At 60.9% G+C, this 24,802-nt stretch carries 24 protein-coding genes and 1 pseudogene; 6 read left to right on the top strand and 19 right to left on the bottom strand.

Annotated features, from left to right (window positions below; translation table 11 throughout):
• Positions 1-85: 85 nt before the first annotated feature.
• Positions 86-520 carry an outer membrane protein assembly factor BamE gene (locus tag WDN02_RS10575; RefSeq protein WP_337293455.1) on the top strand — a complete coding sequence of 145 codons (435 nt, stop codon included), beginning with the start codon at positions 86-88 and terminating at the stop codon, positions 518-520.
• A gap of 50 nt (positions 521-570) precedes the next feature.
• Here the strand turns inward: WDN02_RS10575 and WDN02_RS10570 are convergent, their stop codons facing one another.
• Complete coding sequence (locus tag WDN02_RS10570; protein ID WP_337293454.1) at positions 571-2,703, bottom strand: sodium-translocating pyrophosphatase; 2,133 nt, start codon at positions 2,701-2,703, stop codon at positions 571-573.
• Between the two features lie 206 nt (positions 2,704-2,909).
• Positions 2,910-3,896: a thiamine-phosphate kinase gene (gene thiL, locus WDN02_RS10565; protein ID WP_337293453.1), complete on the bottom strand. Its 987-nt coding sequence runs from the start codon at positions 3,894-3,896 to the stop codon at positions 2,910-2,912.
• 114 nt (positions 3,897-4,010) lie between these two features.
• On the opposite strand from thiL, the gene WDN02_RS10560 reads away from it, so the two are divergent.
• Entirely contained in the window at positions 4,011-4,988 is a 978-nt protein-coding gene (locus WDN02_RS10560) for a hypothetical protein (protein WP_337293452.1), read from the top strand.
• Here WDN02_RS10560 and nusB read toward each other — a convergent pair.
• From nusB to WDN02_RS10505, 11 genes are all read right to left on the bottom strand, one after another.
• Positions 4,985-5,449: a transcription antitermination factor NusB gene (gene nusB, locus WDN02_RS10555; protein WP_337293451.1), complete on the bottom strand. Its 465-nt coding sequence runs from the start codon at positions 5,447-5,449 to the stop codon at positions 4,985-4,987. The two genes, WDN02_RS10560 and nusB, sit on opposite strands and share 4 nt — an antisense overlap.
• Positions 5,449-5,943: a 6,7-dimethyl-8-ribityllumazine synthase gene (ribH, locus tag WDN02_RS10550; protein ID WP_337293450.1), complete on the bottom strand. Its 495-nt coding sequence runs from the start codon at positions 5,941-5,943 to the stop codon at positions 5,449-5,451. Before ribH ends, nusB begins: the two co-directional genes overlap by 1 nt.
• A gap of 133 nt (positions 5,944-6,076) precedes the next feature.
• The gene (locus WDN02_RS10545) at positions 6,077-6,586 is read right to left on the bottom strand and encodes a DinB family protein (protein WP_337293449.1); all 510 of its coding nucleotides are present in this window, start codon (positions 6,584-6,586) and stop codon (positions 6,077-6,079) included.
• A 50-nt stretch (positions 6,587-6,636) separates the two neighbouring features.
• Positions 6,637-7,239: a riboflavin synthase gene (locus tag WDN02_RS10540; protein ID WP_337294916.1), complete on the bottom strand. Its 603-nt coding sequence runs from the start codon at positions 7,237-7,239 to the stop codon at positions 6,637-6,639.
• Positions 7,240-7,241: 2 nt separating this feature from the next.
• Positions 7,242-8,345 carry a bifunctional diaminohydroxyphosphoribosylaminopyrimidine deaminase/5-amino-6-(5-phosphoribosylamino)uracil reductase RibD gene (gene ribD, locus WDN02_RS10535; RefSeq protein ID WP_337293448.1) on the bottom strand — a complete coding sequence of 368 codons (1,104 nt, stop codon included), beginning with the start codon at positions 8,343-8,345 and terminating at the stop codon, positions 7,242-7,244.
• Positions 8,346-8,366: 21 nt separating this feature from the next.
• The gene (gene nrdR, locus WDN02_RS10530; RefSeq protein WP_337293447.1) at positions 8,367-8,870 is read right to left on the bottom strand and encodes a transcriptional regulator NrdR; all 504 of its coding nucleotides are present in this window, start codon (positions 8,868-8,870) and stop codon (positions 8,367-8,369) included.
• A 56-nt stretch (positions 8,871-8,926) separates the two neighbouring features.
• Positions 8,927-10,234 (bottom strand): serine hydroxymethyltransferase, encoded by a 1,308-nt coding sequence (gene glyA, locus WDN02_RS10525; RefSeq protein ID WP_337293446.1) that lies wholly within the window; start codon positions 10,232-10,234, stop codon positions 8,927-8,929.
• A gap of 171 nt (positions 10,235-10,405) precedes the next feature.
• Positions 10,406-11,710, bottom strand: coding sequence for a L,D-transpeptidase family protein (locus WDN02_RS10520; protein WP_337294915.1), 1,305 nt, complete (start codon positions 11,708-11,710; stop codon positions 10,406-10,408).
• 333 nt (positions 11,711-12,043) lie between these two features.
• Entirely contained in the window at positions 12,044-12,553 is a 510-nt protein-coding gene (locus tag WDN02_RS10515) for a winged helix DNA-binding protein (RefSeq protein WP_337293445.1), read from the bottom strand.
• A 450-nt stretch (positions 12,554-13,003) separates the two neighbouring features.
• On the bottom strand, positions 13,004-13,456 hold the full coding sequence (locus tag WDN02_RS10510; RefSeq protein WP_337293444.1) for a hypothetical protein: 453 nt from the start codon (positions 13,454-13,456) through the stop codon (positions 13,004-13,006).
• Between the two features lie 8 nt (positions 13,457-13,464).
• Positions 13,465-14,526 (bottom strand): enoyl-CoA hydratase/isomerase family protein, encoded by a 1,062-nt coding sequence (locus WDN02_RS10505; RefSeq protein ID WP_337293443.1) that lies wholly within the window; start codon positions 14,524-14,526, stop codon positions 13,465-13,467.
• Positions 14,527-14,676: 150 nt separating this feature from the next.
• Between WDN02_RS10505 and hemB the strand changes: the two genes are divergently transcribed.
• Positions 14,677-15,693, top strand: coding sequence for a porphobilinogen synthase (hemB, locus tag WDN02_RS10500; RefSeq protein WP_337294914.1), 1,017 nt, complete (start codon positions 14,677-14,679; stop codon positions 15,691-15,693).
• A 48-nt stretch (positions 15,694-15,741) separates the two neighbouring features.
• On the opposite strand, the pseudogene WDN02_RS10495 reads toward hemB, so the two are convergent.
• The 3 genes and pseudogenes from WDN02_RS10495 to WDN02_RS10485 form a co-directional block, all read right to left on the bottom strand.
• Positions 15,742-16,980 (bottom strand): annotated as a pseudogene (locus tag WDN02_RS10495) (SulP family inorganic anion transporter); the annotation flags it as partial.
• 93 nt (positions 16,981-17,073) lie between these two features.
• Positions 17,074-17,700 (bottom strand): hypothetical protein, encoded by a 627-nt coding sequence (locus WDN02_RS10490; protein ID WP_337293442.1) that lies wholly within the window; start codon positions 17,698-17,700, stop codon positions 17,074-17,076.
• Entirely contained in the window at positions 17,701-18,339 is a 639-nt protein-coding gene (locus WDN02_RS10485) for a M15 family metallopeptidase (protein ID WP_337293441.1), read from the bottom strand.
• A gap of 95 nt (positions 18,340-18,434) precedes the next feature.
• Between WDN02_RS10485 and WDN02_RS10480 the strand changes: the two genes are divergently transcribed.
• Both WDN02_RS10480 and WDN02_RS10475 read left to right on the top strand, forming a co-directional pair.
• Entirely contained in the window at positions 18,435-18,911 is a 477-nt protein-coding gene (locus tag WDN02_RS10480; protein ID WP_337293440.1) for an RDD family protein, read from the top strand.
• 104 nt (positions 18,912-19,015) lie between these two features.
• Positions 19,016-19,744, top strand: a complete 729-nt coding sequence (locus WDN02_RS10475; protein ID WP_337293439.1) for an arginyltransferase — start codon at positions 19,016-19,018, stop codon at positions 19,742-19,744.
• 61 nt (positions 19,745-19,805) lie between these two features.
• Here the strand turns inward: WDN02_RS10475 and WDN02_RS10470 are convergent, their stop codons facing one another.
• Positions 19,806-21,293 (bottom strand): methyltransferase domain-containing protein, encoded by a 1,488-nt coding sequence (locus WDN02_RS10470; protein ID WP_337293438.1) that lies wholly within the window; start codon positions 21,291-21,293, stop codon positions 19,806-19,808.
• 69 nt (positions 21,294-21,362) lie between these two features.
• On the bottom strand, positions 21,363-23,606 hold the full coding sequence (gene parC / locus WDN02_RS10465; protein WP_337293437.1) for a DNA topoisomerase IV subunit A: 2,244 nt from the start codon (positions 23,604-23,606) through the stop codon (positions 21,363-21,365).
• A 248-nt stretch (positions 23,607-23,854) separates the two neighbouring features.
• Between parC and WDN02_RS10460 the strand changes: the two genes are divergently transcribed.
• A complete protein-coding gene (locus WDN02_RS10460) occupies positions 23,855-24,073 on the top strand; it encodes a hypothetical protein (protein ID WP_337293436.1) in 219 nt (72 codons plus the stop codon).
• Positions 24,074-24,079: 6 nt separating this feature from the next.
• On the opposite strand, the gene recO is transcribed toward WDN02_RS10460, so the two are convergent.
• Positions 24,080-24,799: a DNA repair protein RecO gene (gene recO / locus WDN02_RS10455; RefSeq protein WP_337293435.1), complete on the bottom strand. Its 720-nt coding sequence runs from the start codon at positions 24,797-24,799 to the stop codon at positions 24,080-24,082.
• Between the last annotated feature and the right edge of the window lie 3 nt (positions 24,800-24,802).

The following is a 24,802-nucleotide window of genomic DNA, read 5'->3' as shown; positions in this document are numbered from 1 at the left end:
GGGGCCGGAGTTTCCACGAATGACTTTTGCAGATGCGGCCGTAAGAGAAGAACCGACGGCCGCTCAAAAGCGCAGAATAAAGCTCTTGAGTCTTGCTCTCCGGCTCGGACTTTGCGGTGCCATGGCCACCGGCCTCGCCGGCTGTCTCGGTTACGATGGCGATATTGTCCACGGCTATCAGCTCGATCCCACGCTACTCAATCAGGTCAAGACCGGCTCGTCGGCTGAGCAAGTGCTCGTCGTGATGGGCACGCCATCGACGACGTCGACCGTCGGCGGCAGCGCCTGGTATTACATCACCCAGAAATCCGACCGGCAATATGCCTTTCAGGATCAGAGCATCACCGACCAGCACGTCCTGGCGATCTATTTCGACAAGGACAAGAAGGTCACGCGCGTCGCCAATTACGGTCTGAAGGACGGAAAAATCTTCGATTTCGTGTCGCAGACGACGCCAACCGGCGGTGCGGATTCGAGCGTATTAAACGGCATGTTCAAATCGCTGTTGCGGTTTAACTAAACACCGATCGATGAGATGGCCGGATCGCTCCGGCCATCTTCGCTTGGGTTTTAGTGCGCAAGGATCGCAAGCAAGAGCAACGCAACGATATTGGTGATCTTGATTGCCGGATTAACCGCCGGGCCAGCCGTATCCTTGTAGGGATCGCCCACCGTGTCGCCCGTCACCGACGCCTTGTGCGCGTCGCTCCCCTTCAGATGTTTCACGCCGTCCTTATCGACGAAACCATCCTCGAAGCTCTTCTTGGCATTATCCCACGCACCGCCGCCGGATGTCATCGAAATGGCGACGAACAGGCCGTTGACGATGACGCCGAGGAGCGAAGCGCCGAGCGCGGCAAATGCCGAGGCCTTCGAACCGGAGATGAGCAGCACGCCGAAATAGACGACGAGCGGCGCCAGCACCGGCAATAGCGACGGGATGATCATTTCCTTGATCGCCGCCTTCGTCAGCATATCGACCGCGCGGCCGTAGTCGGGCCGTTCGGTGCCGGCCATGATGCCGGGCTTCTCACGGAACTGGCGGCGAACCTCCTCGACAACCGAACCGGCGGCGCGGCCGACGGCAGTCATCGCGATGCCGCCGAAGAGATAGGGGATAATGCCGCCGAAGATCAGCCCTGCGACGACGTAAGGATTAGACAGATCGAAGTTGACCGTGCCGATATTCTGGAAATAGGGCACGCCCGTATCGGTAAAATGCTTGATGTCATTCGTATAGGCGGCGAAGAGCACGAGCGCGCCAAGTCCCGCAGAGCCGATCGCATAACCTTTGGTGACCGCCTTGGTCGTGTTGCCGACAGCATCGAGCGCATCGGTCGAATGACGCACCTCTTTCGGCAGGCCAGCCATTTCGGCAATGCCACCGGCGTTGTCGGTCACTGGACCGAAAGCGTCGAGCGCGACGATCATGCCGGCGAGCCCGAGCATCGTCGTCACCGCAATGGCGATGCCGAAGAGTCCGGCCAATTGCGAGGCGATGATGATGCCGGCAACGATCGCCAATGCGGGGAGCGCCGTCGCCTCGAGCGAAACCGCGAGCCCCTGAATGACATTGGTGCCGTGGCCCGTCACAGACGCCTGCGCGATCGAGATCACCGGGCGTTTGCCCGTGCCCGTATAATATTCGGTGATCACGACGATGAGCCCGGTCACAACAAGGCCGAGCAGTCCGCAAATGAAGAGGTCCAGCCCGCTGATCGTTTGTTCATGCACCACCCCGATAGTGCCCCAGCCGACTGAGAATTGCGTCGCGATGGCAAGGCCGACGATCGACAGCAATCCTGTGGCAATCAGACCCTTGTATAGCGCACCCATGATCGAATTGGTCGGGCCGAGTTTGACGAAAAACGTACCTGCGATCGAAGTCACGATGCAGGCCGCGCAGATCGCGAGCGGATAAAACATCGTCGGCACGAGTTGCGGCGTCCCGGCAAAGAAGATCGCGGCGAGCACCATGGTTGCAACGACCGTCACGACATAGGTTTCGAAAAGATCGGCGGCCATGCCGGCGCAATCGCCGACATTGTCGCCGACATTGTCCGCAATGGTTGCCGGATTGCGCGGATCGTCCTCTGGAATACCCGCCTCGACCTTGCCGACGAGATCGGCGCCGACGTCCGCACCTTTGGTGAAGATGCCGCCGCCAAGACGAGCGAAAATGGAGATAAGCGAGGCGCCGAAACTCAGCGCGACAAGCGCATCGACAACTTCACGGGCATCCGGCGCAAGCTTCAACGGCCCGGTCAAAATCCAGAAATAGGACGACACCCCGAGGAGTGCGAGACCGGCCACGAGAAGGCCGGTGACGGCGCCCGCCTTGAACGAAATATCGAGCCCAGCGCTGAGCGATTTCGATGCGGCCTGCGCCGTGCGGACATTGGCGCGCACCGAGACATTCATGCCGATGAAGCCAGCAGCGCCGGAGAGGATCGCGCCAATCAGGAATCCGATTGCGACCGTCCACGACAGCAGGAAACCGAGCACGACGAAGATCACGATCCCGACAATCGCGATGGTCGAATATTGCCGCTTGAGATAGGCCTGCGCGCCCTCGGCGATCGCGGCGGCGATCTCCTGCATTCGCGGCGAACCGGCGTCCGCCTTCAAAAGCTCATTTGCCGTCCAGATTCCATATGCGACGGCCAAGACCCCCGCAGCGATAATGATCCAAAGTGCAAGCATCGATTTCCGCCCTTCGTTTATGATTGCGCTGCCGGATTTTTACCCGGCTTATATTTCGCGCGTTTGATCGGAGGTCATTGCAAAAAGGCAAAGCCGCGGGACGGCCGCCCATTTCTATCGCCCCTATCGGGCGGCGTACCGCCCGGCGCGCAGCTTGATCGAAAGCGCGGCGTTTCGCAATCCTGCGAGCGGACCAAAGGGACGGCTTAAAAGTGAGCGTAGGACAATAACTTGAGAGCCAGCACCTGGCCCGCATTGTCGCGAAAAACAGGTGGATTTGTGCCCGCTGCCACGATGCCAATGCAGTGGATGGGAATTCCAGCCGCCGCCGCGGCTTGTTCAAAGAGAGCAGTCTTCTCCGGCGGCACGGCAGCGAGAATTTCATAATCGTCGCCGCCAGAGAGAAGCGTTTCGATCAGGGCAGGATCCTGCGCCAAAGCTGCCTGTGCCGCCGCCGAAAGCGGAACGTCAGCTATGGCAATTTCCGCCGTTACGCCGCTTACCCGCAGCATCTTGGCCAAATCGCCCGCGAGTCCGTCGGAAATATCCATCGCAGCATGGGCGAAGGCTCGGAGCGCCGCACACAGGCCAAGACGCGGTTGCGGCAGAAGATAGCGCTGGCGCAGAAAGGCCTGCGACTTGGTTTCGAGGCCGCCGATCCAGGCCTGATCAGCCTCAGAGCTCTGCCGGATTTTCAACCCGAGCGCCGAATCCCCAATGGTGCCTGTGACAAAGAGGTGATCACCCGGCTTCGCCGCCCCGCGCGGAACCATCTCCCCCTGAGGCACGGACCCGAGCGCGGTGATCGAGACAGTCAAAGGGCCCGGCGTGCACACCGTGTCGCCGCCAAGCAATGCAATATCGAAATGCGCAGCATCGTCCGCAAGGCCCGAAGCGAAGACTCTGAGCCAATCTTCCTGCCAATCGGCCGGCAGGACCAATCCCAGAAGAAAACCCTTGGGCTCTGCGGCCTTGGCGGCCAGATCGGAGAGGTTCTGGCGCAAGGCCTTGCGGGCGATGGCGTCTGGAGGGTCGTCGGCGAAGAAATGCACGCCCGCGACGAGCAAATCCTTGGTCAGGACGAGTTCCTCGCCCGGCACGCACGCCAGCAGCGCGGCATCGTCCTCAAGCCGCAAGCCACCGGGGCCGGCCAACGGGGCGAAGATCGTCGCGATCAGCTCATCTTCGGACAATCGCGACAGGATGAACCTCCGACAGGTCTAAAACTAGTCTCGCGTAGCATGTTTTATATAGTCTGGACGCCGCGGACCGTGGCCAATTAAGCCGCATGAAGAGAGGGATTAGACATGAATGAGCGGAAAGTCGCTGTCTACTACGCCTGGAGCCGCCCAGGAGAGACCGAAGCGCCGCTCGCCGTCATCGAGGACCGCTTTCCCTCACTTTTCGAAAGCCGCCGGCTCGTCTACCCGCGATTTCATGAGCTGTCGGATCCGGTTCGCTTCGACCAGAGCATCGCCGGCTTTCTGGATCACATCATGAAGGCGAATTTCATCGACTTTGCCGAACAAGCAAGCACCCAGACCGGCCATCCGGTTCTCGAAGTCGAGCGTGTTGCCGACGATGGCACGCAGACCCCGCTGAATCATATTCTCTCCGGAATCGACACGCTCATCATCATCAGTTTCGACTCTTTGCGAACGGAACAGGCGGCCGATGCTGCCGAAGTGAATGCCGTGCGCGCATTTCTCGACGATCCTGACCATCTTGTCTTCGTCTGTCCGCATCACGAGATTGGCGCGGCCGAACATCTTTCCGACGATGATCGGCTCAAGCTTCAGGAGGCGGAATTCCTTCATCACGGCGACCGGACCATTCCGCCGCAGCAACGCTTTGGCGGATTGGCGCGCTCGCTGCTCGCGGGCTTGGGAATTCCGGTCGAAAATCATTTCGGGCTCCGGCCGGCCGCAGCACAAGACGGATCGCCGGCACCGATAGAGATCGAGAGCTCACTTGACCGCCTGAAGATCCTAAACGGCGTCCCGACGTTCAATCTTCACCCGCACCTGCCGCATCTCGAACGTCTGGGCGACGCCAAGGCAAAACTCGACGTGCTCGCCCGCCAACAGATCGATCTGACGGCGCCGCCTCATGCTTTTGTCCAAAGCGGCCATTCGACGTTCGACGCGATGCTGCAATCCCGGCCCGAAACTTTCCCGGGAACGCTTCTCGTCGGAGATACAACCCTTTTCAGCTCCACAGCGGGAGGGCTCGAAAGCCTCCGGCATTTGTGGGCGAACATCGTCGGACGGCCGCGCGCGTCCTAGGCCCGTGCCTGAAACTCCTCGGCGCGATATTGCCGCGCCAGCGCGTCGAGCACGGCATTGATCATTCCTGCCTCATCCCGGTCGAAAAAAGCCCCGGCAACATCGACATATTCTTTGATCACGACGCGGACCGGCACATCCTTGCGCCGAAGCAATTCATAGCTGCCGGCACGCAGAATAGCGCGCATCACCGCATCGACACGCGCGAGCGGCCAGCCATCGGAAAGGGTCTTGTCGACGGCGCGGTCGATCGGGCCCTGCTCGGCAAGCACGCCGGTGAGAATATCGCGGAAGAAGGCGATCTCAGCCTCTTCATATTGCGCGCCTTCGATTTCGTTGCCGATCCAAAAGGCTTCGAATTCGGTCTGGGTCTCCGCGAGGCCCTTGCCGGAGACTTCCATTTGATAGAGCGCCTGAACGACGGCGAGCCGTGCGGCGGAACGCTGCGAGGCAATTGCCATCAGAGCGTCCCCTGCCCGGCCTGCAAGCGATACAGCGCCAGCGCGGCGCGGGCAGCCTCACCACCCTTGTCGCCGCGTTGCGGCTCGGCGCGTACCTGGGCTTGTTCCATATTTTCCACGGTCAAAATACCATTGCCAAGCGGAAGCTTTTCGGCCAGCGCAAGGTCCATGAGAGCGCGGGCACTTTCGCCGGCCACGATGTCGAAATGCGCCGTCTCGCCGCGAATGACGCAGCCGAGCGCGATGACGCCATGAAACGGCGAACCGGCGGTGCGCGCCATGTCGAGCGCGATTTTCGCCGCGATCGGGATTTCGAGCGCGCCCGGCACCTGCCAGCAGATATAGCGGGCATCGGCCGCCTTCAGTGCCGTAAGCGCGCCTTCAAGCAGGTTCGCCGCGATCTCTTCGTAATAAGGCGCCTCGACGATGAGGAAACGCGCGCCCTCGACGCTCGGCTCGGCCTTGGATTGTTTGGGACGCTGCGTTTCGGCCATTTCCACCTCGTGATCGCGTGCGGCTGACTAACAAGCCACGGCCGCTGCGGCAAGCGCGGGCCTGTGGCTTGAATGACGCGGCATCGGCCAGTCCGCTTTGATCGTGAACGAATGCAAAGGGTTAGGCGAAAGCCTACGTTCGGCTCAGGCCAATCTGCCGCTGATAGGCCGCGAGATCGAGGACGGGGCCATCACCTGTCAGACTTGTCAGCAAGCCATGCACTTGGCCGCGATGGTGCGTCTGATGATTGAAAAAATGCGCCAGCGCGGCATCGAGCCTTTGCTCGACCTGCGCCGGCTTCGAAATCGCACGATAGGAGATTGTGCGCGTCAGCCGCTCCTCATCGAGATTTTCGATGAAAGATTCAATGCGTGCATCTTCCTTCCGGCGAGCGGTACGCAAGTCGTCGAACGATTCATGCAAGATCGCGTCGAGCCGCTGGGTCGTCTCACCCTCGCCGGTGAAGCGCTGCATCCAGATACGGTCGGTGACGAGCAAATGGTTGAGCGTGCCATGAATCGATTTGAAGAAGGCACCGCGATCGGCGCGATAATCGGCATCGCCGAGCTTCGCGGCATGATCATAGACCAGCGCATTCGCCCAGGTGTTGTAGCCCGCGAACATCCGCAAATGCGCCAGCATGCGACGATCCTTAGTTCGCCTCTGCAATCCTTATTTCGTCTCCGCAATTCTTATTTTGGCTCAGAAAGCCGCGCGGCGTAGCGCGCCAAGAGATCGACTTCAAGGTTCAGCGCGTCGCCCGCCTGTCGCGCGCCCCAGGTCGTGACCGCCAACGTATGCGGGATGAGCAGGATGGAGAATTCGTTGCCGGCAACGCTATTCACGGTGAGCGACGTGCCATCGAGCGCGACAGAGCCCTTTTCGGCGATAAACCGTGCCAGCGCAGCGGGCGCTTCGATCACAAAACGGCTCATGCCGTCGAACGGCTCGACGGCGAGAATTTTTGCCACGCCATCGATATGACCCGTGACGATGTGGCCGCCGAGTTCGTCGCCGATCTTCAGCGAACGTTCGAGATTGAGCTTCGTGCCGATCTGCCATGACCCCGCGGTCGTGCGGTCGAGCGTCTCGGCGCCGACATCCACATCGTACCACGTCCCCGCGTTGCCACTGCCACGAGCAACAACAGTGAGACACGGACCGCCCGTCGCGATCGATGCGCCGATCTCGATCGTCTCCGCCGGATAGGCGCAGGATATGCGCATCCGCTTCAACGCGCCTTGCGACACGACGGATTCGACCGCGCCCACATCCGTGATGATCCCTGTAAACATGCTCAACCGATCCGTTCGTAGTCCGAAAAACTGTCTTCGCCTGCGTAACCTTGGGCGCCTTTGCGGTAAATACTCGCGTCCACCAGCGCGGCGCGGCTCACAGCGTCGAGTGCCTGCAAGCCCGGCTGCCCAAGCCGCGTTGGACTTTGAAACAATGTCACCACCTCGGCGAGCTTCTGCCCGATCAATGCCGCAGCCAAATGCGGACCGCCCTCGCAGAAAATTCGTGTCAGTCCCTGCGTGCCGAGCATACCAAGCGCAGCGGCAAGATCGACATGGCCAACGCGATCGGCTTTGACGCGGACGACTTCGACGCCCTTTGCAACAAGGGCCATTTCGGCCTCCTGTGGGGCACTCCCCGTCGTTATGACCAATGTCGGATGTCCGCGGGCCGTGGTCACGAGATGCAATGAGGGCGGCAGCCGCAAATGCGAATCGAGCACGATCCGCAGCGGCTTGCGATCTTCGAGACCCGGCAGCCGCACCGTCAGGCGTGGATCGTCGGCAAGCGCCGTATCCACGCCGATCATCACGGCGTCATGCAGCGCCCGCAGCATTTGCACGCGCCCGTTCGCCGCCCCGCCCGTAATCCTGAGACGCGGCGTACCTGACGCGCCCGTGGCGAAGCCGTCCCCCGTCTCGGCCAGTTTGAGCGTCACCATCGGCCGGCCGTGAGTGACGCGCAGGATATGACCGAGATTGGCGCGCCGCGCAGCATCGGCGAGCACGCCAATTTCAACTTCGATACCAGCCGCCCGCAGGCGCGCGTGGCCCTGCCCGGCAACGCGCTGATCGGGGTCTTCCAGCGCCGAGACCACGCGAGCAATACCGGCCGCGATGATCGCGTCGGCGCACGGTGGCGTGCGGCCGTGATGGCTGCAAGGCTCCAGCGTCACGTAAAGCGTTGCGCCACGTGCGGCATCTCCGGCTTCGCGCAAAGCCAGAACCTCGGCATGCGGCCGGCCGCCCGGCGCCGTCACGCCGCGGCCGATGACAGCCCCGTCCTTGACGATCAAAGCGCCGACGGCGGGGTTGGGCGCCACACGCCCCAAGCCGCGCCGGGCCAAATTCAACGCGGCAGCCATGAAGCGTAGGTCGTCGATCATGACATCAGGCCGGTGTGCGGCTCATGCGCGCGTCGGGAGTTTTGATTTGGGTGGCGGCGGTGTTTCGTCCGGGTCTTCCTGTGCCAATTCGTCGATCAGCGTGTGGAAGTCGCGCGCCTCGCGGAAATTACGATAGACCGATGCGAAACGGACATAGGCGACGCTATCGAGCGAGCGCAGCCCCTCCATCACCAATTCGCCGATCCTGTCGCTCTGGACGTCAGCCTCGCCCTGGCTCTCAAGCTGGCGGACGATGCCGGACACCATGCGCTCGACGCGGTCGGCATCGACAGGGCGCTTGCGCAGCGCGACTTCGACCGAGCGCATCAGCTTGTCACGATCGAACGGGACGCGCCGTCCGGTCTTCTTGACCACGGTCAGTTCGCGCAATTGCACGCGCTCGAACGTGGTGAAACGGCCGCCGCAATCCGGACAGACGCGACGCCGACGGATGGATGCTGCATCCTCCGTCGGGCGGGAATCCTTCACCTGCGTTTCAAGGCTGCCGCAATAGGGGCACCGCATCGGCGATTCCTTAGAGCTTCGGCTCTGAAATTAGAACCGAAGCTCTACGATTTTCATCAGTAGATCGGGAAGCGGTGCGTCAGTTCCTCGACCTGCTTCTTCACAGCTGCCTCGACCGTGCCGTTCTCGGCTTCGCCGTTCTTGGCAAGACCGTCAAGCGTCTCGATGATCAGTTCGCCGATCTTCTTGAACTCGGCGACGCCGAAACCGCGCGACGTACCCGCCGGGGTGCCAAGACGAATGCCGGACGTCACCATCGGGCTCGCCGTGTCGAACGGCACGCCGTTCTTGTTGCAGGTGATATGCGCACGGCCAAGCGAAGCCTCGGCGGCCTTGCCGGTGAGGCTCTTCGGCCGCAGATCGACGAGCATCAGATGGTTGTCCGTGCCGCCCGAGGTGATGGCGTAGCCGCCACCGACCAGCGTCGCCGCCAAGGCCTTGGCGTTCTCGACGATCTGGCGCGCATAGACCTTGAAGTCGGGCTTCAGCGCTTCGCCAAAGGCCACCGCCTTGCCGGCGATGACATGCATCAGCGGGCCGCCCTGGAGGCCGGGGAAGACCGCCGAATTGATCTTCTTGGCAATGTCCGCGTCGTTCGTCAGCACGATGCCGCCGCGCGGGCCGCGCAGGGTCTTGTGCGTTGTCGAAGTCACGACATGGGCATGCGGGAACGGCGACGGATGCACGCCGCCTGCCACGAGACCGGCGAAATGCGCCATATCGACAAAGAAATAGGCACCGATGGAATCGGCGATCTGACGGAACTTCTCGAAATCCCAGAAGCGCGGATAACCCGAGCCGCCAGCGATGATCAGCTTCGGCTTATGCTCCTGGGCGAGGCGCTCGACCTGCTCCATGTCGATGCGATTGTCATCCTTGCGGACGCCATAGGACACCGGCTTGAACCAGCGGCCGGAAAGATTGACCGGCGAGCCGTGCGTCAGATGCCCGCCCGCGGCGAGGTCGAGACCCATGAACGTGTCGCCCGGCTGCAGCAGGGCGAGAAAGACGGCCTGGTTCGCCTGGCTGCCGGAATTCGGCTGCACATTGGCGAACTGGCAGTCGAACAGCCGCTTGATGCGCTCGATCGCCAGTGTTTCGACGATATCGACAAATTGACAGCCGCCATAATAGCGCCGGCCCGGATAGCCTTCGGCATATTTATTGGTCAGGACCGAGCCCTGGGCCTCCAGCACGGCCTTCGAAACAATATTCTCCGAGGCGATCAGCTCGATCTCGTGCTGCTGGCGGCCAAGCTCCTTGTCGATCGCGGATGCGATCTCCGGGTCGACCTGATTCAGCGGCGCGGTGAAAAAGGGATTGTGGTCAGAGTGGGCGCGAGCTTCGGCGTCTGAGAGGGTCATAAGCACACATCCTGAAAGATGATTGAACAATCAATGCGCCGCGAAGCCACGCGGCTTGGCCGATGGCCTTAGCATGACATATTCATCGCGGGAAGAAGGTTCGACGGGCTGCGACAAGAGCACCCGCGGTCGCGTATGCTGCAGCGCACGCAACCGCGAGACCAGCTCGGTCTATTGCTCGTCCATCTCCGGCAGATTTGTACGCTCCACGCCCGGTTGCGACGGCGACTGAGAGGTATGCGACTGCGACAGTGCCTCCTCTTCTTTCAGAAGCTGTGAGGGTTCCATCGCGTCGGACGCGACCGACCCAAGGCCGTCACGCTGATAGATGTCGTCGCGGAATTGGATGATCCCGTCCGGCGTCGCCCAGGCGGTGATATAGACCCAATAGACCGGCACCGGCGGGTCGAGCTGCACCTTCACCTGCTGGCCGGAATTGATCACATCATTGATGTGCTGACGATCCCAGCCCGGCGTGTATTTCAGCAGCCAGGCCACGTAATCGCGCACGTCCTGAACGCGGATGCAGCCCGACGAAATGTAGCGGAAATCGTCGCCGAAAAGGCCGCGCTCGGCCGTATCATGCATGTAGACGCCGTACGGGTTCGGGATATTGATCCGCACGACGCCGAGTGCGTTGACGTCGGAGCCAGGGTCCTGCCGGAACATGTAATGGGTGGCGTCGTCCGAACTCCAGTTGATCTGGGTCGCCTGCACCTCGTTGCCCGCTTTGTCGAAGATGCGGATTTTGTGCTCGGTGAGATAATTCGGATCGGACTGCATTCGCGGAATCAGATCTTTTTTGATGATCGACGCGGGAACGGTCCAGAACGGATTGAAGTCGATGTCGGTCGCCTTGGTCATCATCACGGGCGATTGGCGCTCAAAGCGGCCGACGCCGGCGACGTGATGGGTGGCGACGACGCCGTTCTCCACTGTCTCGACAGCAGCGGCCGGAATATTGGCCATCACGAAGCGCTCGCCGAGATTGCCCGAGAACGCCTTGAGCCGGACGATATTGATCTGAAGCTGGCGCAGCCGCACGTCGGCCGGCACGTTCAGGGCCGACAGCGTGTCCTTATCGACAATGCCCGTCTGCTGAAGCCCGTGGCGGGCCTGGAAACGCCGGACGCCGGCATCCACGAAGGAATCAAAGACGGGCGAATCGCCTGCGCTTGGGTCCAGATCGCCCGAGGCGGCGAGCCGACGGCGCAATGTCACGACAACATCGCTCTCCGAGCCAAGACGCAGCACCCGCTCCGCCCGGACGATCGGCCAGCCGCCAGCGGACACGAGCGACTGGTAACGCGCGATGGCCCCGGACGTGGCGTCGAATGTGGCCTGCGAAAGAACCGGGGTCGAGGAGCGGTGGACGGCGAGATGCTCGTCCGCATCATAGCCTTGCGCCCATTCGGCCTGGTTGAAACTGTCATCCCCGGCCGCCGCGACACCCGGGAGCGCGAAATTAAACGCCAGCCCAGCAGCCGCCAAAGCGAGCCCAAAGCTCGAAAACCGATAAGGAAATCCTGCCAATGCCATCTCCAAGCCGCTCTGCCGGATTCCGTCCCCATTGGGTATGACGGGAGTACCTGTTTGCCCCAACGTCCGGCTTTCGCTTTAGGCGAATCCGATACAGCCTAGGCCAAATTAGTTTCTCAATGGCACCAAATGGGCGGCGTTTTTGTGGCGCACAAGGCTAGGCACGCCTAAAAATGGAAGCGGCGCCCGACCCTCCGGGTGAGGATCGAGGCGCCACTTAAACCATCAGTGCGGTTTCCCGCACCGGAGCGCGGCGTCGCTCAGGGAAGCTTAGAGGCGAAAGCGGATCTGATCAGTCCAAAAGCGCTCAAGCCGGTTGAGCGAATTGTTGAGGCGGCTGAACTCGTCCACCGAAATGCCGCCGATCTGCTCCACCGTCTGAACATGCTTTTCGTAAAGCGATGCGACGATGTCGTGCACTTCCTTGCCCTTGGGCGTGAGGCTGATGCGCACCGAGCGCCGGTCAAGCCGCGAACGTGCGTGATGAAGATAGTTCATCTCGACGAGCTTCTTGACGTTATAAGAAACGTTCGAGCCGAGGTAATAACCGCGCGTGCGCAATTCGCCGGCGGTCAACTCCTTGTCGCCAATATTGTAGAGCAGCAGCGCCTGCACGGAATTCACGTCGCAGCGGCCGCGCCGGTCGAACTCATCCTTGATCACATCGAGCAGGCGGCGATGCAGCCGCTCCACAAGTGTGAGAGCTTCGATATAGACCGGCTTCACTTCACCCCGTGCACTATGCATCGGTTCGATTTCAGACTTCAAAGCGCTGTTCATGACTCATCCCTTCCAAGCAACGAGCCTCCTCTACGCCGCGGGCTCAATGAGCAATGAGCTATAAGTAGCGCCAATGAAAACGAGTTTAAGCAACAAACTGAATCAGAGGTTTAGCGATTGCAGTGAATCAATCTTGAAATAAATTCGATTTTTACGATGTGCCTCGGCACGGGCCGGTTTTTTTAACTTACGAAGACGTTACGCGGAAACCACAAATTTGAATTGTCCGGAGGGAGCTTCAGCGTGTCAGCAGGCCAAACCTTAACGCAACCGGGCGTTTTTTAACCGCTGTTAAGCCTATAACTTATGTCGCGCGATGGCACACAGTGCGCGATGCTGCGAGGCCTGAAAGAAAATTGGAAAGAATGCGATAAGGATGAATGCAGGTGCCGACGAAAAGCTGCTAAAATTTGGCTTGGCATTTTCGACAAAAAACGCCGCGCGAAAATTCTAATCCGCATATTGGCCGCTGCTGCGTCCCGCATTGAACGTGAGAACGAAGTAAACTAAAATCAGCGCAACATCGATGCCGACCCACACCATCGAGATCGAATTCTTGATTGCGATCGCGATGAAAATTTGCGCGCTTGCCGCAAACAGCCACAGCGCACCGCCCCACGGCGTTGCAAGCCACAAACCAACGGCTGCGACGAGATTGGCGATCGCAAAAAAGATCACCGCCGCCGCCATCGCCGCAGGCAGAGCCTCGAGTACGGATTTCTCCGGCACGAGCACAAGCGCCCATTCCGCGAGACCCTGACAAATCCAGAGCGCCGCGAGCACCCGCATGAAAATCACGAGCAGCAGGCCCCATTGCGCCTGCGCCGCCGCTTCCGGTGCTTTAACGCCCAGCTTGATCGCCGCGCCCGGTTCAACCGGGCGCTCTTCACGTTCGCGGCGCATGAACAATTTCATATGAGACCCGCCGGAAGCATGAGTTCTTTGTCACCGAGCGGCGCGAAATAAGCGTCGATGTCTTCCGCGCGCACGTCGTCGATGATTGCAGGGCGCCAATCGGGAATGTCGCCCTTGTCTACGAGCGTCACGCGAACGCCCTCGTAGAAATCATGACTCCGCAAAATCCGCGCCGCAATCCTAAATTCGAGATTCAATGCCTGCGCGAGATCAAGCGTCGCCCCGAGTTGCATCTGCCGCAACGCAATCACAACGCTCGACGGCGAGCGCGAATACAAAATCTCCAGTGCGGTTTCGGCGAACTCCGACCCGCGATGCGCCGCGTCGGCAAGCGCGGTGAAAATTCGCTTCGCGCTTGAGAAGGCGAATGCGCGCGAGACGATCTCACGCTCTTTCATGATATCGGAAGGCGGCGGTGCAACACTTTCCGACGCGATCGCTTTCGCCGCGTCTTCGCCGGCAGCGAATTTTTCGACGAGAACATCGAAACGCGACGACGGCACATGCGCATTGGCAAGGCCAAGCGCCAGCATATCCCCGAGATTGATACGCGCCGCGGTCATCGCGAGATACGTGCCGAATCGATCCGGCAGACGCGGCAGAAAAAAACTCGCACCGACATCCGGGAAAAAGCCGATCGCCGTTTCTGGCATAGCGAAGGTCACAGCGTCGCCGACGACGCGATGCGCGCCATGAATCGAAATTCCTGCGCCGCCGCCCATCACGATACCGTCGGTCAATGCGACATACGACTTTGGATAAGTATTGATACGATAGCAGCTGCGAAATTCGTCGCGCAGGAAGTGAAGCTGCGCATCATGGCGCCCTTCTTTGCCGTGCTCATGCACGCGGCGAATGTCAGCGCCGGCACAGAAAGCACGCGGACTGCTGCTGCGCACGGCGACCGTGCGGATCGCCGGGTCTTGCGCAAAATCGTCGAGCGCGATGGCCATCGCGCTCACCATGTCATGGGTCAAGGCATTGAGCGCGCGCGGACGGTCGAGCGTAATGAGGCCGCAATGGCCGATTTTCGCGCTGGTGATCTCGGGCTCGCTCATGGCGCCCGATTAACTGGCCCGACGCCGCCGCGTCAATGTGCAGGGCCGTTATACGCGGGACGCGGCCAAGAAATTCGCCCCGCGAAGCTCGGCCGTGATAAAGCATGGCGCGAATTCAAGGAGTTTTGCATGTCCGCGCCGCTGCACCCGATGCCCGAACTCGACCCGCTGGCGACGAAGCTAGACTTGGCGACGCGGCCGCGCCGCAACCGCAAGGCGGAATGGTCACGCCGCCTGGTGCGGGAGCATGAACTCAGCGTCAACGATCTGATCTGGCCGATTTTTCTGGTCGAGGGCGCCGGCAAGACCGAAAAAATCGCCTCGATGCCCGGCGTCGAACGATTTTCCGTCGATGTCGCGGTGCGCGAGGCAGAGGCGGCCGCCAAACTCGGCATTCCGGCTCTGGCGCTGTTTCCGAATACCGATCCGGCCTTGCGCGATGCCAACGGCAGCGAGGCCTTGAACGAGAAAAACCTCGTCTGCCGCGCAACGCGCGCCATTAAGCGAGAAGTGCCGGAGATCGGCATCATCACCGATGTCGCTCTCGATCCTTATACGAGCCACGGGCATGATGGCATTTTGCGCGGCGACGAGATCGTCAACGACGCGACCGTTGGTATGCTGGTGGCGCAGGCGCTGAACCAGGCGCGCGCCGGCGCCGACATCATTGCCCCTTCGGACATGATGGATGGGCGCGTCGGTGCCATTCGCGCCGCGCTCGATGCCGAAGGCTTCGAGAATGTTCAGATCATGGCCTATGCGGCGAAATATGCCTCGGCCTTTTACGGACCGTTCCGTGAAGCCGTCGGCAGCAATGTGACGCTCGCCGGCGACAAGCGCACCTATCAGATGGATCCGGCGAATTCGGACGAGGCGCTGCGCGAAGTCGCGCTCGATCTTGAGGAAGGCGCCGACATGCTGATCGTCAAGCCTGGCCTGCCCTATCTCGATATTCTCGCGCGCGTGAAGGAGAATACCGGCGCACCGACCTTCGTGTACCAGGTGTCGGGTGAATATTCGATGATCATGGCCGCGGCGCAGAACGGCTGGCTCGACGGCGAGCGGGCGATGATGGAAAGCCTTATCGCCTTCAAACGCGCGGGCGCGGACGGCGTGCTCACTTATTTCGCGCCGCGCGTGGCGAAGAGGCTGCGGGAGGGGTTCTAACGCAGCCTATTCACCTTCTTCGGCAACGGGACGGCGCAACAACGCAAAGACTGCCGCAAGTAGGCATCCCGCCAAAATGCCGAAAGTCAGGTCCTTGAGCAGGGTTACCCCAAAGGTGGCGAGCAGGACGGCGGCGGGCTGCCATTGACGCAGAAGGCGGCCGAATTCCGCCTTCTCCGCCATATTCCAGCAGACGACCACAAGCACACCCGCCAAAGCCGAGAGCGGCACGAAGCCCGCGAGCGGCGCCGCCACCAGCATGAACAACAGTAGGAAGCCCGCGTGCATGATGCCGGAGAGGGGGCTTTGCGCGCCGGCGCGGATATTAGTCGCGGTGCGGGCGATCGTCCCCGTGACGCTGATGCCGCCGAACAGGGCCGAAGCCATATTGGCGACGCCCTGCGCGACAAGCTCCATATTGGCGCGGTGCTTGCGCCCGGTCATGCTGTCAGCGACCTTCGCCGAAAGCAGGCTTTCGATGCCCCCAAGCAACGTGAACGATAAGGCGGCGGGCAAAACCGCAACAATGAGTTGCGGCGAGACCTTCGGGAGTGCCGGCGGCAGGAGGCCATGCGGCAGCGCGCCAAAGCGCGTCGCGATCGTCTCGACCGGCAGATGCGCCAGCGCCGCGACGGCCGAAGCGGCCACCACGGCGATCAGCATGCCGGGCCAATTCGGCCGATAGCGCCGGATCAGAAAGATCAGCGCCGCCGAGCCGAGCCCAATGCCCAGAGCAGCGAAATTCAGCGTCGGCAGCGCGTGCGCCAACACAATCAGTTTCGGGATCAGTACGCCCGGCTCCGGCCCCGTGAGCCTGAAACCGCCGAGATCCTTGAGCTGGCTTGCCAGGATCGTGACCGCGATGCCGGCGGTGAACCCGACCGTGACGGGATGCGGAATGTGCCGGATGAGCGAGCCGAGCCGCAGAGCGCCGATCAAGGTCAGCAGCGCGCCCGAAATCAGGACGGTCAACAGCAGTCCCTCGACACCGAACTTCGCGACCGTTGCGGCGACCAGAACGATAAAGGCACCTGCGGGACCGCCGATCTGGAACCGGCTGCCACCAAGTGCCGAGACGGCGAAGCCGCCGATGATCGACGTATAAAGCCCGCGCTCCGGCGAGACCCCGGAGGCGACTGCGATCGCCATCGACAAAGGCAGTGCGACGATCGCGACCGTCAGCGCCGCCAGCAAGTCCCTGCGAAAGGCATCGAGGCTGTAGCCCTCGTGCAGCACAGTGACCAGCTTCGGCCGATAGAGATGGGCGGTTGCAGTTCCGTCAGGCATTTCGAATATCGTTTACGTGAGCAATTGCGGAATCATATTGATCTAGAACAAATCCCAATAGTCAAATACCCGACAGATAATATCTTCGCTCTTTTACCACATCATGGCGAAGCGTAGAGCCGAACTCGCCCGCTTATATGTTTCTTCTTCGAAACAGGGATTTTCCTGGCGAGCGGCATCAACCGCATGTTTGACGTCCTCGTCCAGTCCCCGATCCGAATACGAAAAATGCGTATTGCACGCGGTATTTAATTTTATCGCTGCTTTGATCGCGTTCCGCAGGGCGATATCGTCCGATTCAGGATAGACAGCCTTCAGACGATAAAATGTGGGGCCAAAATGGCCATTGTCACGATCGAAGATGACCTGTGTTATAGCCTTGCGTACTGCGCGCGCGAATATCTCTGGATCGCCTGGATTAGTCGGTATTGTCGATTTTGTTGGTGCCGGAGTTGGATTTTCTGCACGGTCGAGTTGCGACTTTTCCTTCCAAAGCAGAAAGGCCGCATCATTCAAGGGCAATGCAGCAGCGTGTTTGTACGGTTGCAGTTCGAGATTAACAGCCGCGAGCCTCCTCTTCTCGATGTGCTTTTTTGAATTCGCTGTTTTCCATTGCTTGATCCAACGCGCGCCAAACCAAAATAACGCGATCCAAGCGGAGGCAAAGGAAAAGCGAACGATAGCGCTCTCGATGTCGCTCCAAGGAATCATCTCGAGCATTTAATCGCGAGTTACATCAAAATCCACCAGCTCCGGATCGGTGACGCCCTTATAGGTGAAATGCCACCATTCGTTGGGCAGATTTTCGAAACCGTGTCTCGTCATCAACGCCAGAAGCCGGTCGCGGCTCTGGCGCGCCGCGCCTTGCACCGCCGGGTCGGCCGTCGCCGATCGTTCGTCGAAAAGATCGAACGGGGTGCCGAAGTCGAAGCCATCGAAGGCGAGGTCTACGGCAAGCCCGGTCGTATGTGTCGATTGACGGGCAATGTAGCCGAGGTCGAACAGGTCCTTCTTGTCGATATTGGGATAATACTCAGCTTTCTTGATCTCATCGGCGCCGTCCTGCGACCAGGCGACGAAGGCCGCCGTGGCTGCAGGCGGGCGGTAGCAATCGTAAACGACGAGGTGCAGCCCCTCGGCCGCCGCCTCTTCATGCGCGGACTTGAGGGCCGCTGCCGCCTCGCGTCGCAGCCAGCAGCAAGGGGCAAGATAGCCCGGCACGGGCCGCCCCATGAAGTTTTCCGCCCCGGCGTAACGCATGTCCTGAACGATGCCCGGCGCGACATCGGTGAGGCGGACGTAACCGGGCGGCGGCTTTCTCCCGGCGCAGGGGTGTTTGGGCTCCGTCTGAAGATTCATGCGCGATCCGATCTCCGATTTCGCTGCGGTCGCCCTTGTCTTGCCGCGGAACGGGGGCCACATTCTGGCGGCCGACCGTGCAACGGGAGCAAGCTATGAGCCAGACTGATCAATTGCGGACCGAGTCGCAGCCGATTTTCCACAGCCTCGCCCTACCACCGCAGGCGTTGACGGGCGTACGGACACGCCGGGTTTTGGCCGTGGCCGTTGATTTCGTCGTGGTTTCGGTCCTCGCCTTTATCCTTTGGCTCGGCCTGCTGGTCGGCACGCTCGGCCTGTCGCTAGTCGTCCTGCCGCCACTTTTTCCGTTCGTCGCGTTCTTTTATAATGGCCTGACCGTCTCCGGCCGGCGGATGGCGACACCCGGCATGCAGCTCATGGATCTCGAAATCCGCCGCACCGACGGCACGCGAGTGCCATTTCTCTACGCGGCGGTCCATGCGGTGCTCTTCTACGTAAGCTGGATGTTCCCGCCGATCCTGCTTGTCTCGCTGCTGGCGGAGGATAAACGCTGCCTGCATGACATGCTGGCGGGCGTGGTGGTTACACGCCGGGTGCGCAGCCTCCCTTAAGAATTTTTCTAGGTGCTGAGCGCGGGACGCGTTAGCCTTCGCATATGGGCCGCTTCGCTGCCCCGGGCGGCGAGAAGCCGTGACAGAAGTTTGAAGAGGCAGGCTTGACGCGAGAACTGCGCGACGCGCCGCAATTTTATCTCACTTCGCCTTCGCCGTGCCCTTACTTGCCGAATCGCGAAGAGCGCAAGGTCTTTACCCACCTCGTCGGCCGGCGGGCGACCGCGTTGAATGACACACTGACGCAATCCGGCTTCCGCCGTTCGCAGACCATCGCCTACCGCCCGGCCTGCGAAAATTGCCGCTCCTGCGTTTCGGTGCGCGTGAAAGTGGATGAATTCCAGCCCTCGCAGAATTTGCGACGCGTGCTCAAGGCCAATCAGGATGTCATCGCCGCCGTGGTGCGCGCCGAGCCGACGAGCGAGCAATATTCGTTATTTCGCGGCTATCTCGACGCCCGCCATAGCGACGGCGGCATGGCCGACATGACGGTGCTAGATTATTCGATGATGATCGAAGACAGCCATGTGGAAAGCCGACTGATCGAATATCGCCTCATGAATCCGGCCGAGAACAATCCTTTGCTTGGCGTCTGCCTGACGGACTTCCTCTCGGACGGTCTCTCGATGGTCTATTCCTTCTATGAGCCAGATGAAGAAAAACGTTCGCTCGGCACGCTGATCGTCCTCGATCACATCGAACGCGCCAGGCAGCTCGGCCTGCCCAATGTCTATCTCGGTTATTGGGTCGAAGGCTCCAAGAAGATGGCCTATAAGGCCCGCTTCCTACCGCAAGAGCGGCTTGGCATGAACGGCTGGCAGCGCTTCGATTAAAGTATTAGACCGAAAAGTGCGAAGCGATTTTCAGGCAAATCCGATGCGCTTAAAAAGCTACTTAGAGCCGCTGTAGCACAACCAGGACACCATCCACTGGCTTTGCCGCTTCAAGCCGAATCATCGTGTGCTGCAAATCCGCTACCATGAAATTCGCTGCTGCAGCCGCGTCGATGTAACTCGTCGCGTGGGCGAAGCGGCCTGACGGCAAAATGCAGAAGTCGCGCTCTGCCGTTTCGGCATTGAAGGCAAAGAGGCCGCCCGGCTTGAGTACGCGCGCGGTTTTTTCAAAAAGCGCGGTGAGATCGCCAAAGTAAGGCACAAAGTCGGCCGCAACGACCAGGTCGAATCGATCCGTCACACGGTCGAGAAAATCACCCGCCTCGGCCTCGACAAGGTCGCTGTAAAGTGCGCGGGCGCTGGCTTTTTCCAGCATCCGGCGCGACAAGTCGACCCCCGTGAGGCGATCGCCGATCTGCTGCAAAAATGGCGCGCAAAGGCCCGTTCCGCAGCCGAGATCGAGAACATTAGCAAAGCGGCGTCCGCTCTTAGCCAGCATGGCGTGCAACTTCTCGGGCACACGATAATTAAGCGCGTCGACGAGCTTTGATTCAAACGTGTCGGCAAATTCGTCGAAATACGCGACGAGATAATTATCCGGCGCGCGGGCAAGCGATTCACTGCGTAAAGCCGCGAGCAGATAAGTCTGCATCGTATCGCCAGGATTGCGCGCGAGGCGCCATTCACCGAGTTTGATCGCCGCCGCGCGATAGCCGAAGCCGCTGAGAAATTGGAAAGCCGTAAGGGTCACGGCGTCGATGGCACGCGCATGCGCCCCGGCAATCTCAGCATAGGCCGCCACCGCAGCTTCGGCGCCGTCGCGCACGCAGGTTTCGATCAGCCGCAATTGCGCCAGCTTCTCGACGACGGTGCTGTCACAGGCCGGAAAGCGCACGGCGGTCTCCAGCGCCGCGACGGCCTCGGCAAAATCGCCGAGCAGGAAAAGCGCCTGCCCGAGGCAGACGTAAAGCCCCATGTTGTGTCCGCCGTCGGCGATGGACTGGCGTAGCCATTTGACGCTGTCCGTAAAGCGGCGGCGCTGGAAATAGATGAGCCCGAGACCGAAGGCGGCTTCCGCGAGATGCGGGTCGAGCCTGAGCGCCGTCAAATAATCCGATTCCGCCGCCGCGTCTTCGCCGAGGTTGCTTTCGACCGAGGCAAGCAGCAGCCAGGCCTGCGGCTGCGCGACGTTGAGGCCGAGCGACGTCCGCTGCGCGGCACGTGCTTCCTCCTGCCGCCCTGCGCGGTAGAAGGCGCCCGCGAGATCGTTCCACAAAACCGTCTCTTGCGGCGCTAGCGCCAGAGCCGCTTTGAGAAACCCGACAGCCGGATCGATCTTCTCCTGAATCAGGAGCGAAAGGCCGAGATGCCGCAGAGCGTCGTGCGGCTCCGGGTAGCGGATGCACATGCGGTCGACGACTGGGTTCGTGGCGCGCCAGCCCAAAAGCGCGGCGCCGATTTCCGCCGCGTGCGGCAGTTGGATCTGCATGATCAATGTCCTCGCGCCCGTTCGTTTGCGAGGATTAGAACCGCGAGCTTGCCTCGGCCTGTCGGAAACTCAGCCGAACTTGTTGTTCTTGGGGAAACCTTTCGGCGGCAGGCGGCCGGCCTCGGCGCGGCTGCCGACCCACTCGGTCAAATCGCGCATTGCCACGGTGAAGGTGCGGCCCGCCGAGTCCTTCCAGGTCAAGCCCTCCGCTTTGCCGAAGACCTTGGCGTCGGCAATGCCACCTTCGCGGTATCGCTGTAGGCGGACGCCTTTGCCGCGCGCCATCTCCGGCATCTGATCGATCGAGAAGACGAGCAGCTTGCGATTCTGGCCGATGACGGCAACGTAATCACCAGCAGCGGGCGTGACGATCGACGCTTCCGCGAGCACATCGCGATTGAGCAGCATTTTGCCTTTGCGCGTTCCGCCGACCATTTCGTCGCACGGCGCGATAAAGCCGCGCCCATCGCTTGAGGCGACGAGCATCTTTTCGCCGGCAACATACGGAAAGACCGAGACGATATCCTCACCCTCGCCAATATCTACCATCAGCCGCAGGGGCTCGCCCTGCCCGCGACCGCCTGGAAGCTTCGAGGCTTCCAGCGTGAAAATACGGCCATCCGTCGCAAAGACGAGAATCTTTTCCGTCGTCTCGGTGAAGAAGCTTTGCTTCAGCCGGTCGTCGCCCTTGAATTGCAGGCTCGATAAGTCTTCGACATGGCCTTTCAGGGCGCGAATCCAGCCCTTCTCGGAGACGATAACGGTGACGGGCTCGCGCTCGATCATCGCTGCCGCCAAGTCGAAATCAGCGACTTCCGGCGCGTCAGCGAATTGCGTGCGGCGCTTGCCGAGCGCCGTGTCCTGGCCAAACTTTTTCTTCAGATCGCGCAGTTCGACGCCGATCACCTTCCATTGCTTCGCATCGTCGGCGAGCAATTTGTCGATATCCTCTTTTTCCTTGGTCAGTTCCTCGAACTCGCGGCGCAGTTCCATCTCTTCAAGCCGGCGCAGGCTGCGCAGCCTTGTATCGAGAATGTAATTGGCCTGAACGTCGGTGAGATCGAACGCCGCTTTCAGAAAATCCTTCGGTTCTTCCTCTTCGCGGATGATGCGGATCACTTCATCCAGATTCAGGAACACGATGCGCATACCGGCGAGAACTTCGAGCCGATGCGCGATTTCGGTGAGCCGGAAGCGTGAACGCCGCTGCAGCACAGTGCGACGGTGATCAAGCCATTGCCGCAGCGCCTCTTTCAGCGAGACCACACGCGGGATTACGCCATCGACGAGCACGTTCATGTTCATCGGGAAGCGGCTTTCAAGCTCGGTCGTCTTGAAAAGCTGTTCCATCATCAGCGCCGGATCGACGGTCCGGACGCGCGGCTCAATGACGATGCGCACATCCTCGGCCGATTCGTCGCGGATGTCGGCGACAAGTGGCAGTTTCCTGTCGCCCAGAAGTTCGGCGATCTTCTCGATCAGCCGCGACTTCTGCACCATGTAGGGGATTTCGGTGACGACGATACTGTAAGTACCGCGCGTCCCTTCCTCGCGCTCCCATTTCGCCCGCACACGGAAAGAACCGCGCCCGGTGCGATAGGTCTCGGCGATCTGCTCTTTCGAATCGACAATGACGCCACCCGTCGGAAAATCCGGTCCCGGCACGAATTTCAACAAATCTTCGTCGGTTGCGTTTTTATGCGCGATGAGATGCACGCAGGCGTCGCAAAGTTCAGCGACATTGTGCGGCGGGATAGAGGTCGCCATGCCGACGGCAATGCCCTGCGATCCATTGGCGAGAAGATTGGGGAAAGCAGCCGGGAGGACGATCGGCTCGGTCTGGTCGCCGGAATAATTGTCGCGGAAATCGACCGCATCCTCGTTGATACCTTCGAGCAACAACCGGGCGACTTCCGTCATCCGCGCTTCGGTGTAGCGATAGGCCGCGGCGCCGTCGCCGTCGATATTGCCGAAATTGCCCTGGCCATCGACGAGCGGATAGCGCGAGGCGAAATCCTGCGCGAGGCGCACCAAGGCCTCATAGATCGCCTGATCCCCATGCGGATGGAACGAACCCATCACGTCGCCGACGATCTTCGCGCATTTCTTGAAGGCGGTACCCGGGTCGAGACGCAAGATGCGCATGCCGTAAAGGATGCGCCGGTGCACCGGCTTCAGACCGTCGCGCGCATCCGGCAACGCCCGGCCCATGATCGTCGAGAGCGCATAGGCGAGGTAACGCTCCTCAAGCGCCGCGCGCAGATTGACGGGTTCAGGCTCGCGCGCCGGGGGCGGAACAACATTTTTGCCCATGAGATTGCCTTTTCGGGATCGCCCGACCGCCCTCTGGCGGGAACGAATGTCTAGAGGATGAATTGAGTCGCCGCAATCTGCTCTGCGGCAGCGCATGAAGCGGCTGCGCTGTTGCGTGGCTGCACTAGCCGTCCGGGCGTCGGCGCTCTTAAAAGAGTGCCGCGATTCGGAGCGTGAGGTGTGTCGCCGCACCGTTTCGGCCGATATTTATGGCAGGTTGCGCAGGATTTGCCGCGGGGGTCCAGGTTATGGGCAGAATCGTTTTGTTCCTGGGTGCCGTGATCGGCGCGGCGATTTTCGCGATTGCGCTGGTTGGGGCGCCGGCCAATGGCAGCGCCGCCAGCGAAGTCCAAAAGAGCGTTCAAACCAACGCCGCCGGCGGCTGCCATATCGAGGAATTTGCGCTCGATGAAGGTTATGGCATCACCCGCAAGATGACGCGCACCGTTTGCCAGGGCATGGAATAAGCCCCCTCATTTTAATTTCGCCAATTCCGTCAGATACGCTCGCCGCGCCTGCGGCATTGGAAGCCCGCGCGGCTGGAAGACGTCGCGCTCCAGAAAATAGCCCGTGAGCCGGAACGCTTCGGCGACCGCGACTGAGCCAACCTCGACACTTTCATCGCCCAAAAACCCCGGCAGCGGCAGCAACCGTTCGTGATAGGGCGCGCCCGACCCGCGCGACACCGCGCGCCCGCTCTTCGGCGAAACATAGATCAAGTCTTCGCGCGTGCCGGTCGCGGCACAAGATGCGAGATCAAGCCCGAAGCCGAGTTCCGCGAGGATCGCCAGTTCGAAGCGTACCAACGCGGCGGCGGTTCGCGTTTCGCTGAGATGATCGGCAATCGTCGATGCCGTCTCGTAAAGTGCCGGATGCGGATCGCGCTCGGCCAGAAGTCGCAGCAACGTGGCAAGATGATTGAGGCCGTGCAACGCCAGCGCGCTCGCCATCAGGTTCGCGGCGCGCGGCTTCACCACCTCCACCGCATAGAGCCCAAGATGTTCATCGAGCCGCGCCCGCCAGACGAGCGCCACGCTATTGCCGGGTTGCAGCAGCGGCTGCCAGCGCTTCGAACGCCCGCCGCGCACAAGGCCGAGATGGCGCCCATGCGCCGGCGTCATCGCTTCGAGGATCAGGCTTGTCTCGCCGTGCTTCTTGAGGCCGATGATCAGTCCGTCGTCATGCCATTCCATGCG

Source organism: Methylovirgula sp. (assembly GCF_037200945.1).
Classification (GTDB): Bacteria; Pseudomonadota; Alphaproteobacteria; order Rhizobiales; family Beijerinckiaceae; genus Methylovirgula.
The sequence above is the reverse complement of the archived record's forward strand: the minus strand, read 5'-3'. Positions and strand labels throughout refer to the sequence as shown.

What these genes read in the sequence shown, in the direction of transcription:
- WDN02_RS10570 (WP_337293454.1), bottom strand. Translation starts at nt 2,703, where the DNA reads ATGCTTGCACTTTGGATCATTATCGCTGCGGGGGTCTTGGCCGTCGCA.
- WDN02_RS10560 (WP_337293452.1), top strand. Translation starts at nt 4,011, where the DNA reads ATGAATGAGCGGAAAGTCGCTGTCTACTACGCCTGGAGCCGCCCAGGA.
- nusB (WP_337293451.1), bottom strand. Translation starts at nt 5,449, where the DNA reads ATGGCAATTGCCTCGCAGCGTTCCGCCGCACGGCTCGCCGTCGTTCAG.
- ribH (WP_337293450.1), bottom strand. Translation starts at nt 5,943, where the DNA reads ATGGCCGAAACGCAGCGTCCCAAACAATCCAAGGCCGAGCCGAGCGTC.
- WDN02_RS10545 (WP_337293449.1), bottom strand. Translation starts at nt 6,586, where the DNA reads ATGCTGGCGCATTTGCGGATGTTCGCGGGCTACAACACCTGGGCGAAT.
- WDN02_RS10540 (WP_337294916.1), bottom strand. Translation starts at nt 7,239, where the DNA reads ATGTTTACAGGGATCATCACGGATGTGGGCGCGGTCGAATCCGTCGTG.
- ribD (WP_337293448.1), bottom strand. Translation starts at nt 8,345, where the DNA reads ATGATCGACGACCTACGCTTCATGGCTGCCGCGTTGAATTTGGCCCGG.
- nrdR (WP_337293447.1), bottom strand. Translation starts at nt 8,870, where the DNA reads ATGCGGTGCCCCTATTGCGGCAGCCTTGAAACGCAGGTGAAGGATTCC.
- glyA (WP_337293446.1), bottom strand. Translation starts at nt 10,234, where the DNA reads ATGACCCTCTCAGACGCCGAAGCTCGCGCCCACTCTGACCACAATCCC.
- WDN02_RS10515 (WP_337293445.1), bottom strand. Translation starts at nt 12,553, where the DNA reads ATGAACAGCGCTTTGAAGTCTGAAATCGAACCGATGCATAGTGCACGG.
- WDN02_RS10510 (WP_337293444.1), bottom strand. Translation starts at nt 13,456, where the DNA reads ATGCGCCGCGAACGTGAAGAGCGCCCGGTTGAACCGGGCGCGGCGATC.
- WDN02_RS10505 (WP_337293443.1), bottom strand. Translation starts at nt 14,526, where the DNA reads ATGAGCGAGCCCGAGATCACCAGCGCGAAAATCGGCCATTGCGGCCTC.
- hemB (WP_337294914.1), top strand. Translation starts at nt 14,677, where the DNA reads ATGCCCGAACTCGACCCGCTGGCGACGAAGCTAGACTTGGCGACGCGG.
- WDN02_RS10490 (WP_337293442.1), bottom strand. Translation starts at nt 17,700, where the DNA reads ATGCTCGAGATGATTCCTTGGAGCGACATCGAGAGCGCTATCGTTCGC.
- WDN02_RS10485 (WP_337293441.1), bottom strand. Translation starts at nt 18,339, where the DNA reads ATGAATCTTCAGACGGAGCCCAAACACCCCTGCGCCGGGAGAAAGCCG.
- WDN02_RS10480 (WP_337293440.1), top strand. Translation starts at nt 18,435, where the DNA reads ATGAGCCAGACTGATCAATTGCGGACCGAGTCGCAGCCGATTTTCCAC.
- WDN02_RS10470 (WP_337293438.1), bottom strand. Translation starts at nt 21,293, where the DNA reads ATGCAGATCCAACTGCCGCACGCGGCGGAAATCGGCGCCGCGCTTTTG.
- parC (WP_337293437.1), bottom strand. Translation starts at nt 23,606, where the DNA reads ATGGGCAAAAATGTTGTTCCGCCCCCGGCGCGCGAGCCTGAACCCGTC.
- WDN02_RS10460 (WP_337293436.1), top strand. Translation starts at nt 23,855, where the DNA reads ATGGGCAGAATCGTTTTGTTCCTGGGTGCCGTGATCGGCGCGGCGATT.
- recO (WP_337293435.1), bottom strand. Translation starts at nt 24,799, where the DNA reads ATGGAATGGCATGACGACGGACTGATCATCGGCCTCAAGAAGCACGGC.